At 58.6% G+C, this 17,426-nt stretch carries 12 protein-coding genes; 8 read left to right on the forward strand and 4 right to left on the reverse strand.

All coding sequences use genetic code 11. The features are described 5' to 3' along the window. The first annotated feature begins 599 nt into the window (after window positions 1–599). The 5 genes from CN311_RS28970 to CN311_RS28990 all read left to right on the forward strand — a co-directional run bounded on the left by CN311_RS28970 (window position 600) and on the right by CN311_RS28990 (window position 9,607). Window positions 600–1,826, forward strand: coding sequence for a glycosyltransferase family 4 protein (locus CN311_RS28970; RefSeq protein ID WP_097577040.1), 1,227 nt, complete (start codon window positions 600–602; stop codon window positions 1,824–1,826). Further along, window positions 1,823–3,106: an O-antigen ligase family protein gene (locus CN311_RS28975; RefSeq protein ID WP_097577041.1), complete on the forward strand. Its 1,284-nt coding sequence runs from the start codon at window positions 1,823–1,825 to the stop codon at window positions 3,104–3,106. Before CN311_RS28970 ends, CN311_RS28975 begins: the two co-directional genes overlap by 4 nt. Before the next feature lie 5 nt (window positions 3,107–3,111). Further along, entirely contained in the window at window positions 3,112–5,109 is a 1,998-nt protein-coding gene (gene asnB / locus CN311_RS28980; RefSeq protein ID WP_097577042.1) for an asparagine synthase (glutamine-hydrolyzing), read from the forward strand. 1 nt (window position 5,110) lies between these two features. Then, window positions 5,111–7,324 carry a GumC family protein gene (locus CN311_RS28985; RefSeq protein ID WP_097577043.1) on the forward strand — a complete coding sequence of 738 codons (2,214 nt, stop codon included), beginning with the start codon at window positions 5,111–5,113 and terminating at the stop codon, window positions 7,322–7,324. Between the two features lie 72 nt (window positions 7,325–7,396). Then, a complete protein-coding gene (locus CN311_RS28990; RefSeq protein WP_097577044.1) occupies window positions 7,397–9,607 on the forward strand; it encodes a lipopolysaccharide biosynthesis protein in 2,211 nt (736 codons plus the stop codon). Between the two features lie 197 nt (window positions 9,608–9,804). Here CN311_RS28990 and CN311_RS28995 read toward each other — a convergent pair whose 3' ends face one another. From CN311_RS28995 to CN311_RS29005, 3 genes are all read right to left on the reverse strand, one after another. Next, window positions 9,805–9,996: a hypothetical protein gene (locus CN311_RS28995; protein ID WP_097577045.1), complete on the reverse strand. Its 192-nt coding sequence runs from the start codon at window positions 9,994–9,996 to the stop codon at window positions 9,805–9,807. Between the two features lie 32 nt (window positions 9,997–10,028). Continuing rightward, window positions 10,029–11,096, reverse strand: a complete 1,068-nt coding sequence (locus CN311_RS29000; RefSeq protein WP_097577049.1) for an NAD-dependent epimerase/dehydratase family protein — start codon at window positions 11,094–11,096, stop codon at window positions 10,029–10,031. Between the two features lie 272 nt (window positions 11,097–11,368). Continuing rightward, window positions 11,369–12,076, reverse strand: a complete 708-nt coding sequence (locus CN311_RS29005; protein ID WP_097577046.1) for a helix-turn-helix transcriptional regulator — start codon at window positions 12,074–12,076, stop codon at window positions 11,369–11,371. A gap of 311 nt (window positions 12,077–12,387) precedes the next feature. On the opposite strand from CN311_RS29005, the gene CN311_RS29010 reads away from it, so the two are divergent. After that, entirely contained in the window at window positions 12,388–14,100 is a 1,713-nt protein-coding gene (locus tag CN311_RS29010; protein ID WP_097577047.1) for a PAS domain S-box protein, read from the forward strand. A gap of 54 nt (window positions 14,101–14,154) precedes the next feature. On the opposite strand, the gene CN311_RS29015 is transcribed toward CN311_RS29010, so the two are convergent. Beyond that, window positions 14,155–14,829 (reverse strand): LuxR C-terminal-related transcriptional regulator, encoded by a 675-nt coding sequence (locus CN311_RS29015; RefSeq protein ID WP_097577048.1) that lies wholly within the window; start codon window positions 14,827–14,829, stop codon window positions 14,155–14,157. Window positions 14,830–15,353: 524 nt separating this feature from the next. Between CN311_RS29015 and CN311_RS29020 the strand changes: the two genes are divergently transcribed. Together CN311_RS29020 and CN311_RS29025 are read left to right on the forward strand one after the other, a co-directional pair. Continuing rightward, the gene (locus tag CN311_RS29020; protein ID WP_006334404.1) at window positions 15,354–16,076 is read left to right on the forward strand and encodes a nucleotidyltransferase family protein; all 723 of its coding nucleotides are present in this window, start codon (window positions 15,354–15,356) and stop codon (window positions 16,074–16,076) included. A gap of 49 nt (window positions 16,077–16,125) precedes the next feature. Continuing rightward, window positions 16,126–17,262 carry a DegT/DnrJ/EryC1/StrS family aminotransferase gene (locus tag CN311_RS29025; RefSeq protein WP_097577050.1) on the forward strand — a complete coding sequence of 379 codons (1,137 nt, stop codon included), beginning with the start codon at window positions 16,126–16,128 and terminating at the stop codon, window positions 17,260–17,262. Window positions 17,263–17,426: the final 164 nt, after the last annotated feature.

Genomic DNA, 17,426 nt, shown 5'->3' on the forward strand with positions numbered 1-17,426 from the left:
AATTCATTGTTAGTGTTTGCGCGAAATCTGTCGGACTGCCGGCAAAGTCGGCAGAGATTAAAGCAGGGTGTGCACCTGATTGCATCCTCACCATCGCGACTGAATTTGTTGTGGACGTAGATGGCAGATACTGGCTCCCGCTCGGTCTCAGCTGAAGTTACCGACGGTGCATAGGTTCAGCCGGCGAATCGAGATTCGATTTGAGCGAATGCCGGGGCACCGGCAGCGGTATGATTGTCGAAGCGCGGTTTTTGATTGCCCTCACCAGCGGAAGCTCGCGAAGTGGTTCCTCCCACGCGTCGCCACGCGCGACAGAATATGCGTTGCAAAGACCAGCCACACGGTTGTTGCAAGCGCGTCAAGCGGTGAGTTTCCCAACTCGGCCAGTTGATCCACGCCAAGGCTTGCCGAAGTGTGATGCCGCGACGCGATCCAAACCGATTTGCCTCATCTAAACAGACGAGGACAGTAGACCAGCCTGCCCCTACCGTGACCTTGGCGACATATGCGCACAAATGGCGAACCAAGAGCATGAAAGCAGAATCGAAAGCCGGCCACTGCCCGCTATTGGGGTATGGCGCAGGGTCAGGGGAGGGAGGATGAATCCGCATCTCGTATGTGTCGGGGGCGAGGATCATGCCTTGAGGATCCCGTTCCTGATGTCGTTGCGCGAAAAGGGTTTTCGGGTCACTGCGGTATCGAGCGGCAGTGACGCCGCGTTTTCGCGGCATGGCATTCCGCATCGACAATACGGTTTCGACCGATTTTCCAGTGGCGGTGGACAATGGGGCACTGTCAGAACGATTAGAAAATTGATGTCGGAACTCCAGCCGGACGTTGTCCAAAGCTTCGACACCAAACCGAACCTGCTGACGCCGCTTGCGGTGCGCGGACGGTTTCCAGTCATCCGCACGATCAATGGCCTGGGCTGGACATTCTCATCGCTGGAGCCGCGCGCTCTGGCTCTGCGTCCAGTCTTTTGCGGATTGCAATGGCTTGTCTCCTTCTGGACTGCAGCGACAGTGTTCCAAAATCGAGATGATCAGGCCTTCTTTGAGCGCTGCAGGTTGATCCGACGCGACAGCGGGCGGCTCATCCGCAGTTCAGGAATCGATGTCGATGCGTTCGCCATGGCAAGGCATCTTGCCCCGCCGGCGATGAAAATGCGTGAAGAGCTCGGGCTCGACCAGTCCGCCGAAGTCGTCATTTTTGTCGGTCGGCTGACCCGCCAGAAGGGTATACCGACACTTCTCAAAGCAATCCCACAGATCCTGTCCAAAAGGCCCAATGCGCGTTTCGTGCTCGTCGGCCCTTGGGAATCCGAGGGCCCATTTGCCGTCGATAAAGCGGAGATCGATCGCTGTGCTCCCAATGCCATCGCCTTGGGTCCGCGCCGCGATGTTCCCGCCCTTCTCGGCATGGCCGATATGTTCGCCTTTCCCACGGAATATCGGGAGGGGATCCCGCGCGTCCTGCTGGAGGCAGGACTGGCAGGGTTGCCCATCGTCGCGTCGAGAATGCCTGGCTGCAACGACGTGGTTAAAGACGGATGGAACGGCTATCTCGTCCCGCCGCACGATGCCGATGACCTGGCGTCTCGAATAATAGACGTCCTTTCCGACCGCGAGCGCGGAAAGCTCATGGGCGGTCGTTCCGTCGAGCTTGTCCGGGAGCAGTTCTCGCTGCCCTGGGTGGTCGACCAGTATTGCGATCTGTACAAGGATGTCCTTGGCGCCAAACCCCACGGCGCTCCGGCTCGACCTGTGCCCCCGATCTTGCTCGAAGAGAATGCCGCGGATCCGGGATTGGGTGGGGTACGCCAATGATCCGGGACGCGTTGCTGGCCGGCGGCATTGCGATGGCCTATGCCGCGCAGCTCAGCATTCCAGGGATGCCTTTCGGATATACCGAATTGCTGCTGTCGCTTTGGATCATGCTGTCGATCGGCCGCATAATCATGGGTGGTCGCCTGGAGGCCACGCCGGCCCTGTACCAACTTGTGACCTTCTGGGTGATCATGACCTTTGCCTGGGGGGTCGGTCTCATCACTGGCTTATTGACCTCGGTTGAACTGCTTGCGGCGCCTGTCCACGATATGACAGCCTATGTGCTGTTGGCCTGCGTCACCTGCCTCTCCGCAGCCGAGCCCGAAGCCGAACTACATCTACGTCGCACCGCCTGGTGGGTGATCGGCATAGCGGATGCGTGCTTTCTCTTTCAGTTGGCGCTCGGGTGGGGGGTTATTCACCAAGCCGGTGTCGACCCATGGTTCTGGGATCGCTTCGTCGGCTGGTCCGAAAATCCGAACCAACTGGCGCTCTATTGTGCGCTCTTTAGTCCGCTGGCTTTGTATCTTGCAACGACCACCAGCAATCTATGGGCGCGGGTATATGCGTTAAGCAGCGTTGGTCTGATCTTCCTTGTCGGGAAGCTGACAAAGAGTGATACCTTTCTTCTTACAAGCATCCTTACCCTCCTGATATTTCTTGGGTTGCGTGTTCGGACATGGTTCGTTTCCGGCAACAAAGTCACCGTTTTCCGCCAGGTGAGTCTTCTGTTGGCGATCGGCTTTCTTCCGCTCGGGATGTCGATGGCACCCTACGTTGTCACGGAGTTTGGCAACGTCGAAGATATCGCCAAGAGCCTCAGCCGCGGTGGGGGCGGCGAGGAGACGACGGAGACTGCTGAACTTCGCTTCATCCTCTGGAACGATGCATTGCATAAGGGCGTGACTTCAGGGTCTCTGGGCCTTGGACCCGGCCCGCATGTGGACCGCCCGCTCGCGGTCTATAAGCAGTTTCGACGCGAACCTTTCGAGGCCCACAGCACTTATCTCGATACGTATACTCAAGGTGGTTTGATTGCGGTCCTGGCCCTGGTCTGGATCCTTGGCTCAGCCACCCTGGCCGCTTGGCGTGCGAAGGCCGATGCCCTGTTGGCGTTGATGTTGTCGATCCTTTTTTATGGGTTTCCGCACCTGATCGTCCGACACCCGATCGTGTGGTTTGCGGTCACCCTATGCCTTGTTGTCGGAACGTCGCGAACAGTTTCAACGTCACGAGCAGCTTCAGTGGCCCCCAATCGAACTTATAGCTACGCGGGGTAACGGGGATGTGTGGGATTGCCGGAATTCTTCTTGCACCTAATGCAACCAGTGCGAAGCCACTGAGGGCAATAGTGCAGATGACGACGGCGCTGCGCCATCGCGGGCCCGATGGCGAAGGCTTCTGGACAGATCGTGAAGCCGGCATTGCCTTCGGACACAGGCGCTTGGCCATCGTCGATCTGTCGGAGGCGGGACACCAGCCGATGCTTTCGGACGGCGACCGATACGTCATCACCTTTAATGGCGAGATATACAATTTTCACGATTTGCGCCGCGAACTTGAAGGCGAGGGCCATCGTTTCCGCGGCAGCAGCGATACCGAAGTCATGCTGTGCGCGATCGAGAATTGGGGGCTCGATACCGCACTCAAGCGCTTTGCCGGCATGTTCGCGTTTGGATTGTGGGACAGGAAGACGAGGACCCTTCATATTGCCCGCGACCGAATGGGCAAAAAGCCGCTCTATATTGCCTCAACACGCGAGGCACTGGTTTTTGCCTCCGAATTGAAGGCAATCAACCGTTTTCCAGATTTCCGTCAGGAGCTTAATCTCGATGCGGCGGCGGCGATGCTGTCGAGGGGATGGGTACCGGACAACAGTTGCATCTGGCAGGGCGTGTTCAAGCTGCCTCCCGGCTCGGTTCTGTCTCTGACGGCTGCAGATTTCGCTAAGGCACGCAGTGCTGAGTCCCTTTCGGACCGCATCCGACAGTGGTGGTCGCTGGCCGAGGTCGCAGAGAAAGGTCGGCTGGAACCAATCGCCGGCACCGACGAAGAACTAACAAATGAACTCGACGATCTGCTGAGACTTGCCGTCCGGCAACGCATGGTCGCCGATGTGCCGCTGGGCGGCTTCCTGTCCGGCGGCGTCGACAGCTCGGCTGTTGTGGCCCTGATGCAGGCTCAGTCCTCAAAACCTGTGCGCACGTTCACGATCGCATTTGGAGAAGGCGGGTTCGATGAGGCGCCCCACGCCGCAGAGGTCGCCCGGCATCTGGGCACCGACCATACGGAACTTCATCTTTCGCCTGCCTCCGCTCGCGACATCATCCCAGAACTGCCACAGACCTGGGACGAGCCGTTCGCCGACGAATCGCAGATACCAACTCTGCTCGTTGCGCGGCTGGCTCGCCAGCACGTCACGGTGGCTTTGTCGGGCGACGGTGGCGACGAATGCTTTGCCGGTTACGCCCGCCACCTCATGGCGGCCCGAGTGAACCGGCAGCATGGACTGCCGTTGCCGATGCGTCAGGCACTTGCGACAGGTATTGGATTGCTTGCTCGTGCGGCCCGTCACGATCTCGTCAGCAAGCTGCCGCTTTCGGCCCATGCCCGGCATGCACTGCGCAGCGACCGGCTGGATCGCTTGGCTCGGCTGCTCTCAGCGGCGGATGAGGATGAGCTGTATCAGCGGCTAACGGGATCATCGACCGAGAACCTCACCCACCACAGACCACCTATATCGATCAATGGCACGCCACCGCTTGATGGCCTGCTGTCGCGTCTCCTGTACGACGACATGGTTGGCTATCTGCCTGGCGACATACTGGTGAAGCTGGACCGCGCCAGCATGGCCAACAGCCTCGAGGGACGATGCCCGCTTCTCGATCATCGGGTTGTCGAATTCGCCTGGCGCCTGCCGGCGGATGTGATGGTTCGCCACGGCAGAGGCAAATGGATCCTTCGTCAATTGCTGCATCGCTATGTTCCGGAGCGGCTGATCGATCGGCCAAAACATGGCTTCGACGTTCCTATAGCCGCGTGGCTGAGAGGGCCGCTGCGCATCTGGGCCAACGATCTTATCGCCGATATGCGGCTCTCCGGAGACGGTATCTTCGATTTCACAAAGGTCGAGACCTGCTGGCGAGATCACATGGACGGCAGGCAAGACCATTCTCGTGATTTGTGGGCGGCATTGATGTTCCAGGCGTGGCGCAACGAGGCCACTCGCCCGTCGGCGCCTGCAAAGGATCTTTCTCGCATTTTCGAACTGGCAGGAGTGTAAGATGGAAGGTTCCATAGTCAGCCGCATTCAACTTCCGCGTGCGACTGAAATGCATCTAGGCGCGCGTGATACCAAGCCACGTATGAGGCAGCCGCTGCGCGAGCAGGTCGACACGGAGAACCCCTTACATCAACTTCTCACGACCATCGCGAGACGAAAATGGTTCCTGCTGGGCATGGTCGTCCTGGGCGGTGTTTTGGCCGGACTCGCGGGTCTTGCTCGCTCTGTCGAGTTCGAGGCGACCACGCAAATCATTCTAGATGCTCCCGGCAGGATCGGGCCTAACGGCACGGATGCGGGGATGCTGGATGCCACCATTGACGACAATATAACCACGCTCACGTCGCAAGGGCATCTGCGTCGCGTGGCGGCGGCATTACGCAAGATGGAGGCTGACGGCACTGTTGCACAAAGTGATTCCGGAACCGGCGATGCTCGCCCCGACCCCGTTAACGGCGGCCAATCGAATTCGCACTCTTTTGCAAGTGGTCTGTTCAGCAGAATTTGGCCGCAGAGCAAACCGGAGGACCTGGATGCGGCTGAACTGAAGGCGTTGCGAAAGGACTTGAGGGTTGGGCAGGAACTGCGATCGAGAGTGATCACGGTCGGCTTCACCGACAACGATCCGACGCGCGCGGCCATGGTGGCTAATACCTTCGCCCAATTGTACATCGACGATCTCGCAACCAGACATCAGGCATCGGACAAGCTGGAACTCGCCTCGATCGTTGCCGCCTTGCCTGGAGTGCAAAGCGATCTGGCGGAAGCGACCGATCGCCTTGAGAAGTATCGGCTGAGTCATGGCGCTGTTGATCAAGGCGCCGCGGACAGCGCCGCCAGGGAGACGGCCGATCTCAGTCAGCAGATTTCCTTGTCGAGGGCGGATTTGTCAGCCTCGGAAGCTCGTCTTCAAAATATTCAGGATCTGCAAAAGCAAGGGGCGTCGGTCTCCGCACTCGCCGAAGCCATGGGGTCACAGGTGCTGGCCGACCTGGCGGTACGCCAGGACAGCGGCACGGCCAATGATGATCTGACCAATGCGATCAACCTCGAGATAGAACGAGGCACTGCCCGTATCGCCGCGGAAGCGGAGATCTACCGTACCCAGATCAAGACTCTGGAGACACGCAAGAACGTGCTCGATGCGGTCGCGGCCGATACAGCCGGCCGGCTGTCCGGGCTGCGTGCGCTTGAGCCGCAGGTCAGCATCCTGACGCAGCGATACAATCAGCTCCTGACGCAACAGCAGGAGTTGAAACAGCGCATTGCATCGCCCTCGGCCGGAGTGTCGGTCCTTTCAGCCGCATGGCCGCCGACGAATCCAAGGACGTTGTCGCCAATTTTCCTTATCCCGCCCGGCATGGTCTTGTTTGGCCTCATAGGCGGAGTCTTTGTCGTTCTTCGCAACCGCCTCGATCAGACTTTGCGCGGCGTGGCCGAAGCTGAAGCAGCGCTCGGGGTTCCTTGCCTGGGGTTGATACCTCAAGCTCCCACAATGCATGCTAAGCGGCTGCAGCAGCTGGTTTTGGCCCAGCAGAAGTCCAGATACAGCCGCGCCATAACGTCCCTGCTTGTCGCCGCAGCGCCCAAGCCGGCCAGGAACCGCTCATCGCATGTCCTTCTCGTCACTTCCAGCGTACAGGATGATGGCAAGACCGAGCTTGCATGGAGCCTGGCCTTGGCAGCCACCCGACTGGGAGGCAGAGTGCTTTTCCTCGACCTTGACGGCACGGGCGCGCGTCTCACGAACGAGTTCCTGGACGAGTTCACAGCGCACAAGCCACACAATTTCTTCGGAGACTATGTGAGTGACCGCTGTGCCTTGCACGATGCAACCGTCGCAATGCCTGAGATCGGGATCGACTTCATGGCTCTGGCGCCATCGGAGGATCTGCTGGCGCTGCTGTCTACGGCCGACAGTTCCCTGTTCACGGATGAGCTACAGTCGATCTATAGCGTCGTCATCATAAATGGACCACTGGGACTTGCGGGACCAGAGGCCGGGCTTCTGACAAGCTGGGCTGACGCTGTTCTTTTCGCCATCCATTGGGGCAAGACACGACGCAGCATCGCGCGCGGTGTTCTGGAGCCGCTTGCAAGCGATGCGTCGACTTCGGTTCCTGTCGGGAGCGTGCTCACGCAGGTCGATCTCCAGAAGCACGCCGGCTATCATTTCGGTGACAGCGCTGATCTCTTGCTCGAGAGAGTGTCGTGAGCGTCACACGCGACTTCCAGGCAATGATAGTCGCAGAAATCGCGCGGATATCGCCACGATCGGATTTGTCCCATGATTATTGAACTCTTCGGACCACCTGGATCCGGCAAGAGCACCTTTGCTCACGCCCTTGCGCGGCGGCTGCGCGGGCAGGGGTACAACGCCAGGGTCGCCCCCAATCACGCGCCTCGCGAGAGGGGGTCGAGCGTCGATCTTGGAATCTTTCTGGCCATTTTCAGGATCTTGTCGGCAATTTTCTCAACATTGAAAATATTGCTCTCTCCAAGAGGCAGAATCAAAGACCTTTCGACGTCCCTTTCCATGACAAGAATGATCCCGCCAAAAAAACGAATATGGCGGGCTCGGCTCTGGCAGCACATATTGAAACTCTCGCGCCGCTGGGATGAGGCGAAGCAATCCAGAGACGTGATCATATTCGATCAGGGCTATGTCCAGGCGGTTGCATCACTGGCAATGTTCAATGGAACCGTGGACAAGGCCGCCCTCGCAAAGGCCCTCAGCCTCGCGCCTACCGCTGATTTCACGCTCAGAGTTGTTGCGCCACGCTCGATCGTGGAGACGCGCTTGCAGCAGCGGATGAAGCATGAGGCGCCAGGGGAGCGAATTTTCGAAGCGGATTTCGACACGAGCATGCGCGCTTTTGGGCTATTTCAAAGCATTAATGACATTCTGGCAGGATCCGACCGACAAATCATTCCGATCAACACCCTCGATGATCGGTCCTCGTTGGAGGGCATCGAGTGTGTCGAGCAGAAGATAATCTCAAAAATTCTGCAAGCCGGAGGTCGACCTGCGGTCCAGGGCAGCCAGGATGGTGAGGTGTTCGAGGCCAGTGTCGATGACTATGGAGAGGTGAAGACGGCGCGAACTCCTGCTATCTCTCTTGCCGCGGCAGATGCCGTTTCGCGCCCCAACCAGGACATGGGCCGAAGCTTGGGTTATGCCACCATCTTTGCTCTGATGATCTATGTCGGTGGCGCAGGATTGACCAGCCTGGCGCAATTGTTGATTGCACGCCTCGTCGGTTCCACCAGCTATGGCATCTATTCCTACGTCCTGTCCTGGACCTCAGTGCTTGCCTACCTTGCAACACTTGGTTTCAACATATCGCTATTGCGCTTCGTGTCGGCCTACAGGGCCAAAGGGCGGCTTGACCTGGCGCACGGCGTAATCAGGTTCGCCCTGCAAAGAGCGCTGGCAGCAGCAACCCTGTTCGGCATCACAGGCGCGGCCTTGATCTTTTTCTTTTCAGATCCTTCCCACAAGGAACTTGAAATCAGCCAACTTCTGGGCATGGCGGCAGTGCCGCTGGTCACCGCTTACGCCTTGGGGGCGACACTTGTTCGTTCTTTCGGCGGCGGTGTCTCGGCCCTTTTGCCGGAACGAATCGTGCGCGACGGTCTATTGTTGACAATGCTCGGACTGGCGGCCTTGTCGGGATCGTGGACCCTTGACGCCACCTTGGTGATGAAGACGGTATTGATCAGCTCGGGCATTACAGTCGCGCTGGTGTATATCCTCGCGACACGGTTTCAGCCGATCGGGTTGCGGCAAACCGACCCCTGCGACGCGTCGCAAGAGTGGTGGGCCGTGGTTCCGCCGATCATGCTGATGGCCGGGCTTGACGTTTTCATCAACCGCGCCGGCGTCATGGTCCTGGGCTGGACAGGTCATATCAAGGATGCCGGAATCTTCGCCCTGGGACTGAACGTCGCCTTGCTTGTGGGCCTTTCCGTGGCTGCCGTCGGGGTGATGTTTTCGCCCGCGGCGGCGGCCCTGCATGCCCAAGGCGACCGCAAGGGTCTGCAGCAGCTATTTTCACGCGCCTCGATACTATCGGCCGGCGGCGCCTTGGCGATGGCCATCCCGCTGGTAGTTATCGTCAGACCTCTCATGAGCTGGTTCGGCGACGATTTCAGCACAGGAGCGCCCATCGCGCGGATCCTGATGTGTGGATATGTCGTTGTCGCGTTCTGCGGACCGCAACTGAACTTGTTGACGATGACCGGCAACGAATGGGCGGCGGCTGTAGCCATGATCATCGGCGCGGCCGCCGGCGTCCTGGGCTGTGCGGTGGGGATCGAGCTCTACGGCCCACTGGGCGCTGCGGTGGGTCTGGCACTTGCCCTGGCTGTTTGGAATGTGGTCATGGCGATCTTTATCAGCAAACGATTGAAAATCATGCCGGGGCTGCTCTTTGCGCTGATCTCGCTCAAAACGGGCACCGTTAACCGCCAGCTGCGATACTGGTTCTTACACTGACATCAGGCTCCAAGCAGTTGCAGGGGTTTTACGACAAAGCCCATTCAAAGGATGTTCAAGCAGGCCGTTGGCCGGCTTCGGGGGGATTGGACCGCGGCTCAGAATTGAGGGCAGCAGATCCTCCGAACGGAGGCCGAGGCCGAGCGTGACCTGGACGTCCACTCTGGGAACGATCGCTAGAGCCGGATGATTTCAGGTCAAGTCGACCTGAAATCATCCGGCTCTAAATCAAAGAGATAGAGCATGATGTCGTCCGAAAACCGCTTCACACTTTTCGGCATCATGCTCTGGTCAGATCTCAGCTGAAAAACCCCCGCCGGCGTGGCAGCTCTGAAGCTGCGGCCGGCGGGGGCTTTGATTTCAATTTCGTATTCGCTGCGCTCGGGCATCGCCGCGTCTCGACGGACGCGACCGATGCTACTCACACATGCATCAGGATCGGTTGCTGGGTGCGCGGCTCAGCATCGGTTTCATGAAACTGTCGATACCATTCGACAAAACGATGCACGCCGTCCTCGAGCGTTGTTGCCGGTGCGAAACCGACGGCATCGCGAAGGTCGCTGACGTCGGCGCGAGTCTCCAGAACGTCGCCGGGTGGCAAAGGCACATCCTTGCGCAGTGCACGACGGCCAAGGGCTGCTTCGATGATCGAAATCAGTCGGTTGATCTCCTCGGGCCGGTCGTTGCCAATGTTGTAGACGCGATGTGGCGCGGAACTTGTAGCCGGATCAGCGGTATGAGCATTCCAATTCGGATCGGCGCTTGGCGGCGAGGCGAGTGTTCGAACCACGCCCTCGACGATGTCGTCGATATAGGTGAAGTCCCGCCAGACACGTCCGGCATTGGCCACTTCGATTGTCTTCCCCTCGATGATGGCCCGCGTGAATATGTAGACCGCCATGTCGGGTCGGCCCCAGGGGCCGTAAACGGTGAAGAAGCGCAGTCCCGTCGCGGGCAGGCCGAACAGATGGCTGTAGGAATGCGCCATGAATTCGTTTGAACGCTTGGTTGCGGCATAGAAGCTGACGGGATGGTCGGCGCCATGGTGTTCGGAAAAAGGTATCGTCCGATTAGCGCCATAGACGGAGCTCGAAGAGGCGTAGACGAGGTGGCTGGCGCCGACGTGCCGGCAGCCTTCCAGCACATTGAGAAATGCCACGATATTCGACTGCACATAGGCGTGCGGGTCAACAAGCGAATAACGCACGCCAGCCTGAGCCGCCAGATGCACAAAGTGTGACGGCCGAAACTCTGAAAAAAGCGACTTTACGCGCGCCTGGTCCGCCAGATCCATTCGCAAAGGAATGAACCCCGGTTCGGCACAGAGACGCGCAAATCGCGCTTCCTTGAGCCTTGGATCATAGTAGGGTGTGAAATTATCGACACCCACGACTTCCACACCGAGATGCAGAAGCCGCAAGGCCACGTGAAACCCGATGAAGCCGGCCGCGCCGGTGACAACGATTGGACCCTTGCGGGCCAAGCCCATCACGGAGCGATCCGATTGCGATCGGGTGGATTTGTTGTATGGATCATTGTCCAACTTGTCGGCCTTTCGAATTGTCGCCCTTCGAATTCGTTTCGACTCTGGCGAATTCCGCGGGATCCCGAGTTTACGTCCGCTGAAATCGTACGCCGGCTTATGAGGCCGGGCGCATTGGCGCCATAAGCTGCTCAGCTATGTTGAAAACGGTTCTGAGTGCGATTGCCTTCGTCGCCGGGCGGATGACACCGCCCGGCGACGGGCTCAAAACCGCGCTCTTACGGCAGAACCGAGATGCGCCCAAGAAGAGCGACCAATTCAGCCTGACGTTTCGTTTCGGTCTTGGCGAAGAGCGAGGCAAGCTGGGAACGAATGGTGGTGCGGCTGAGCCGCCAGCTGCGGGCGATCTCCAAGGGCGCATCGCCCTGGGCCAAGCGCAAAGCGAGGTTCGTTTCCGCGCCTGTCAGGCCAAACATCTTTTGAAGTGTGTGCGGATTTGGCCCGGACCTGCTCTCACGGTCGAGCAGCGCCACGATGCTCGTACCGTCAGGTGCTATTGCCCCCGTCTCGTTCAATATCACCGGCCTGTCGCCCGCGCTGCGGATCACAACCCACGACAGTGAGCCCGGCACGAAATTGGCCGGAACATTCGCGATCAGACGCCTTAGAGCGGCCGAGAGCTCGCCTGCCGTTTCAGCCGCTTCGCCCTGACGCTCCAACGTGGTTTGAGCGGCTGCGTTCCATTCGACGACTTTTCGTTCGCGGTTCAGGATGAGATAGCCGCAGCCGATGCGATCAAGCATCCCCGTGATGGATTCCAGACTGCGTACCTTTGCCTCGCCGACCTCTGCGTCCGATCGATTTGATGCGCGATCCGAGGGAAAAGTATAGGATGGCCGCCTCGCATTCGCCTCGCGGTCATACTTAGTCCTCATCACAATGTATCGACCGCTAGCGGCCTCGGTATGCCTATCAACCAGTGTCATTTTTTAACCCCCTGCCAAAAGTTTCGCCAGCCCGAAGTAATCTACTCGGGATTTACAAAACAGTTTCCTGCATGGCAGTTGACAAAAATGTCGCCCGCCATTTAGAAACTCTGTATCTTCTGAGGAGTTCTGACCGAAGTCATGCTCCCCCCGCCCTTGATAAAATGCGCTCCACGATAGGGATGTGGCAATCCGGCAGTCGTACTAGGTTGTACGTTTCTTGCTCTAGTCTCGACGGACTAGTCCGAAGGTTGTAGTCTATGCCTATGAAATCGCGTCCGCCTCGGTCAAATTCGAGCCCGCCAGGCAGAATGCTGACTCATCTTGTGTCTCTGTTGGTACTGTCAGTTACACTGACATTTGCAATAAAAACGTCAGCATCTATTGGAGAAAGCGCGAGTTTTCTGGAATTTATTCCGGCTATTATTATAATTGCTTATCTTGAAGACCGCGCCCCAACGCTTGCGGCGACGATTCTGATGCTAGCTGTCGGCCTGTGGGCGCGGGGGCTGGATCAGATTTCCAACGACGATTGGGCGCGCGCTATCCTGCTCCTGGTCTCGGGCGGGGTGATCGCCATAACGTTCCATCGGCTGCGAAAAGATTTGCATGAGGTTGCAGACGCCAGACTGGCTGCCGTCGAAGCAACCGGGAGCCGCTACCGCTGGGCCTTCGAACGTGCCGCCATGGGATTCGCAAACACAAACGAGAAAGGCGAGCTTCTACAGTCCAACAGACGTCTGTGTGATATGACAGGCTACAAGGAGGAAGAGCTCGCCCGGTTGCAGCTCAACACACTCGTCCATCCAGATGATCGCGACGCCCTGGCACGATTGTTGGCAGGCCTTGGCAAGGACGCTGCCTCGTTCGGTTCGGAGGTCCGTCTCTTAAGAAAAGATGGCACGGCATTCTGGGCCCGGCTGACCCTGTCGTCATCCGTGCCCGATGGGGTCCTCCCCGAGAGCATCTTTGTCGTGGTCGACGATATTTCTGAGCGACAAGCCGCAGACGAAGCGCTCCGGGCCCAAAAAGAGTGGCTGGATCTTGCCTTGTCCGCCGGACGCTTGGCCACGTGGCGGATCGACCTCAAGGAGGGGATCGTCACAGGGTCGGCCACGTTCTGGGACATTCTCGGCCTGCCCCCAGCCGCCAGCCGCCCCTTGGAGGAATTGGCAGCCGTCATTCATCCGGCGGACTGGCCGAAGCTGGCAGCATCGAGAAAGCTCGGGCCGGTCACGAACTACGACGTTGAAATACGCGTCCGGCGGCCAGACGGACATATCCGCTGGGTAGCTCTGCGCGGAAGGGAGGATAAACACGATAATCACCCGCAGCGGCTTGGAGTGGCCGCAGACCTGACCGAGCGACGGCAAACCACACTGCTGCGCGCCGCGGCAAAGAAGCGGGAGCGCATCATGCTTGAGCAACGCCATAGATTCAGCAACCTGTTCCCGGTGATCACCGCGCTCGTAAACATGGTCAATGTTCCCGACAACAATATCGCCAAATACAAGCAGACGCTGATCGACCGGATTCGTGCGCTTGAGGCAACGCATCTGCTCCTTTCAGCAAAGGGGAACCAGTCGGCGATGCTCCACGATCTCGTCGTTCAGGAATTGCAACCGTATATGGGAACACGTGACATAGGGGTGAGCGGTCCTTCCGTCTCCATGTCGGGAGGCGCCGCCGAGAGTTTTGCGATGATTGTGCACGAGCTCACGACCAATTCCATGAAACATGGAGCACTTGGCGATTCAGAAGGCCGGATCGAGGTAAATTGGGCATCCGAGGACGCCGGCAGTGACGTCGTCTTCGAATGGCTGGAGTCGGGGCGGCGGCGAACTTCAAATGTTGTCCGTCACGGTTTCGGTTCGATGATACTCGGAGTCGATGGGGCGCCGCTTGTCGGTCATTCCCCCAAGCTGGAAATGTCGGATCACGGGCTGCGGTATTCGCTAAAGCTGTCGCGCAAGGAAATCGGCCCTTTAACGCATCGGCCCGGAAGCGATTTCCAGGGTGCTTAAAAACGTGGATTTTGGAGATCCGGGCGTCCTTTGCGCGTCCAATAAGGGCGCGCCTTAGTTGGCATTCTTTGTAAGCCAAGTCTTCAGCAAAACGGCAGCTTCTGTCCGATTCCGCACCCCAAGCTCACGCAGCACCGCAGCGGCATGGATTTTGGTCGTCGCCTCGGCAATTTCCAGATCGCGCGCAATTTCCTTGTTCGAATATCCTTCCGCCATCAGCTTGAGCACTTCCTGTTGCCTCGAAGTCAACCTGCCAAGATTGGCGCTGGTGGTACGTCGGGGCTGGATTGGCTCCGTGGGCACAGGTGTGAGAGTTGGTTGCCCGGTACCCGGGCGTGACAGAAGTGCGGGGACGTAGATGCGGCCCGCAAGGATTTCATTGACGGCCAGCACGACCTCCTCATCTTTCTGCGACTTTACGATATAACCGTGAAGCCCGATCGAAAGAGCTGTCAGTATTTCCGAGCGTGAATCATTCCCGGAAACGATCGCAAATCGCGTATCCGGATAAGCCGACAGAATGCCGCTTAGCACTTCCTGATTGAACAATCCCGGCATATTCAGGTCGAGAACGGCAAGATCGACGAAAGCTTGCTCGGCCAACAGGCTGAGCACGGCATCGAAACACGACGCCTCAAAAATCTCGACACCAGGAATACCTGCGGTCAACGCCAACCGCAGGCCACGACGATACAAGCCATGATCGTCGGCTATAACGATTCGATACATTTTGAACTACCCCAACGCACTCTGAACGGATCGAACGGCGATGGACTTGAAAGAGTGCCCATCCGCTCGTCGATTCATCCAGTCAACGCCAGCAGTGCCCCACACCACAGACGCCAGATTGCTAATATAATCCTAGATAACGGAAAACGCTTCTTTTTTTTTGAGCTGCCGTTAACAGGACCACCTGCCCCTATCAGACACCCGTTCTGAGCCCAGCAAACCCTGGCCGCAGCACCCTCCGCCTACCTTGCGAGAGGTGCCTCGAGAAGCGCCGATTTCGCCCGTCAGAACAGCTCCAAGCATAGAACACCAGAACGGTTGGATCGTTACCATTCGAATGCACGACGACATCCACCCCGACCGCCACTTACCATCCAACCTATGATGTCCGGACCAAAGCGTCTGTGGGATTTCCCACAGGTCTTCTTGAGGAAACAAGAGCGCGACTTTCCGGGTGCTGAACAGGGGTAGGGTGGCCGGCTCATGACAATGGTGATCAGGCCTAACGAACACGGGAGAAGCAAATGAAAGCGGTGATTCAATGTGGTGGCATGGGGACACGCCTTCGTCCCTTCACATCAGTCTTGCCGAAGCCGCTGATGCCAATCGGTGCTCGGCCGGTTCTCGAGATGCTGCTGAAATGGCTACGACGTAACGGTATCCAGGAAGTCTACATCACCACCGGATATCTTGGGCATCTGATCCGCACGGTCTGCGGCGATGGCTCGCAGTGGAATCTGAAGATCCGGTATACCCAGGAGATGGAGCCGCTCGGCACCATCGGACCGCTCTCCTTGATCAGGGATGAGTTGAACGAACCCTTTATCGTTCTCAACGGCGATGTTCTTACCGATCTGAGCATCAGTCGCTTTGTGGCAGCGCACCGCAAGCACAACGACCCGGTAACGATCGCTACGGCTTCCCGCCTGCACAAGATGGACTTCGGCGTCATAGACGAAGTCGACAACACCGTGCAGGTCTTCCGCGAGAAGCCGACGCTTTCGCATCTGGTCAGCATGGGGATCTACTGCATGAACCCGGATGTTCTGCAGTTCATTCCGTCCGGCATACCGTTCGGGTTCGACGACCTGATGCTGCAGATGATGCAGAACGGTACGCCAGTCCACGTGTACAAGCACGATGGCCTCTGGCTCGACATCGGGCGTGTCGACGACTTTCAGAGTGCACAAGCCATTTCCTGGGAAGACCAGTCGGCCTCGATCGAGGTCACTGCCACGGCTGCGTGACGCAATCACCGAGCCCCAGTCCCGCAGTCAACAAATCTAGGAGGTCATGATGCTCTTGGTCAGTGCCCCAATTTTGGGTGTGCCGGAGAAAACAGCTTTGTCCAAGGTCATCGACAGCAGTTGGCTGACGATGGGCGAGCAGGTGAAGGCCTTCGAAGAGGCTTTCGCCAAGGCGCACGAGGCGGAGGACAGCGTCGCGGTCAGCTCCTGCACCGCAGCGCTCCATCTCATCCTGCACGCGCTCGGCATCGGACCAGGCGACGAGGTCTTGGTCCCATCGATGACTTTCGTGGCGACGGCGAACGCGGTTCTCTATGTCGGCGCGACCCCGGTCTTTGTCGATATCGAGTCGGTCGACGTGCCATTGATGTCGATCGCGGAAGCCGAGGCACGGTGCACGGAACGCACAAAGGCGGTCATTCTCGTGCATTTCGCCGGCTACCTGGCCAATCGGGAGGAATGGCAGAGGTTCGCCCGGTCCCGAGGGCTGCATATCATCGAGGATGCCGCGCACGCTCCAGGCTTGAAAGAGGTTGGAACGTACGGCACCGCGGCCGCCTTCAGCTTCTACGGCAACAAGAACATGACCACGGCGGAAGGCGGGGCGGTGATCGCCCGGGATCCCGAGCTGCTCGAGAAAATCCGCCAGGCCCGCGGACACGGGATGACCTCAGGGACCCACCAGAGGCTGAACAGCCGCACGGCGCACTATGATGTCACCATGCTCGGCTTCAACTATCGCATGGACGAAATGCGGGCCGCGATCGGACTGGTCCAGTTGCAGAACTTGCAGGAATGGAACGAGATCAGGCGTATCCTGGTCATGCTCTATCGACGTCTCGTGGCAAAGCACTGCCCGGCCGTGACGATCCCGTTCCATGAACCACGGACATCGGCCTACCACATCATGCCTGTCCTCTTGCCGCGCTACGTCAACAGGCAGGACGTTGTCGACGCATTGCGTACGGAGGGGATACAAACCACCGTCCACTATCCGCCCGTCCACGAGATGACACTCTATCGCGAGCTTTTCCCCGGAATCCATTTGCCGCGGACAGAGGACTTTGCTCAGCGCGAGCTGACATTGCCGCTGCATCCCCAGATCACTGCGCCTGTCGTCGAAGCGGTCGTGGTGGCTCTTGCCGCCGCCGTCAACGGTCGCGCCCAAGCAGGAACCGCCGCATGAATGCTCTCGACCTTTCTCTCCACCGATCTGGCATCTCAAGAGCCAGCCACGGGTTCGCGAGGCGTGCAATCGACATCGTCCTGGCTGCGGCGGCTGCCATGGTCTTTGCTCCGCTGATGCTGGTGATTGCGCTGGCGCTGTTACTGGAAGGCGGCCGGCCCATC

It is taken from the genome of Mesorhizobium sanjuanii (genome assembly GCF_002529485.1).
Taxonomy (GTDB): Bacteria; Pseudomonadota; Alphaproteobacteria; order Rhizobiales; family Rhizobiaceae; genus Mesorhizobium; species Mesorhizobium sanjuanii.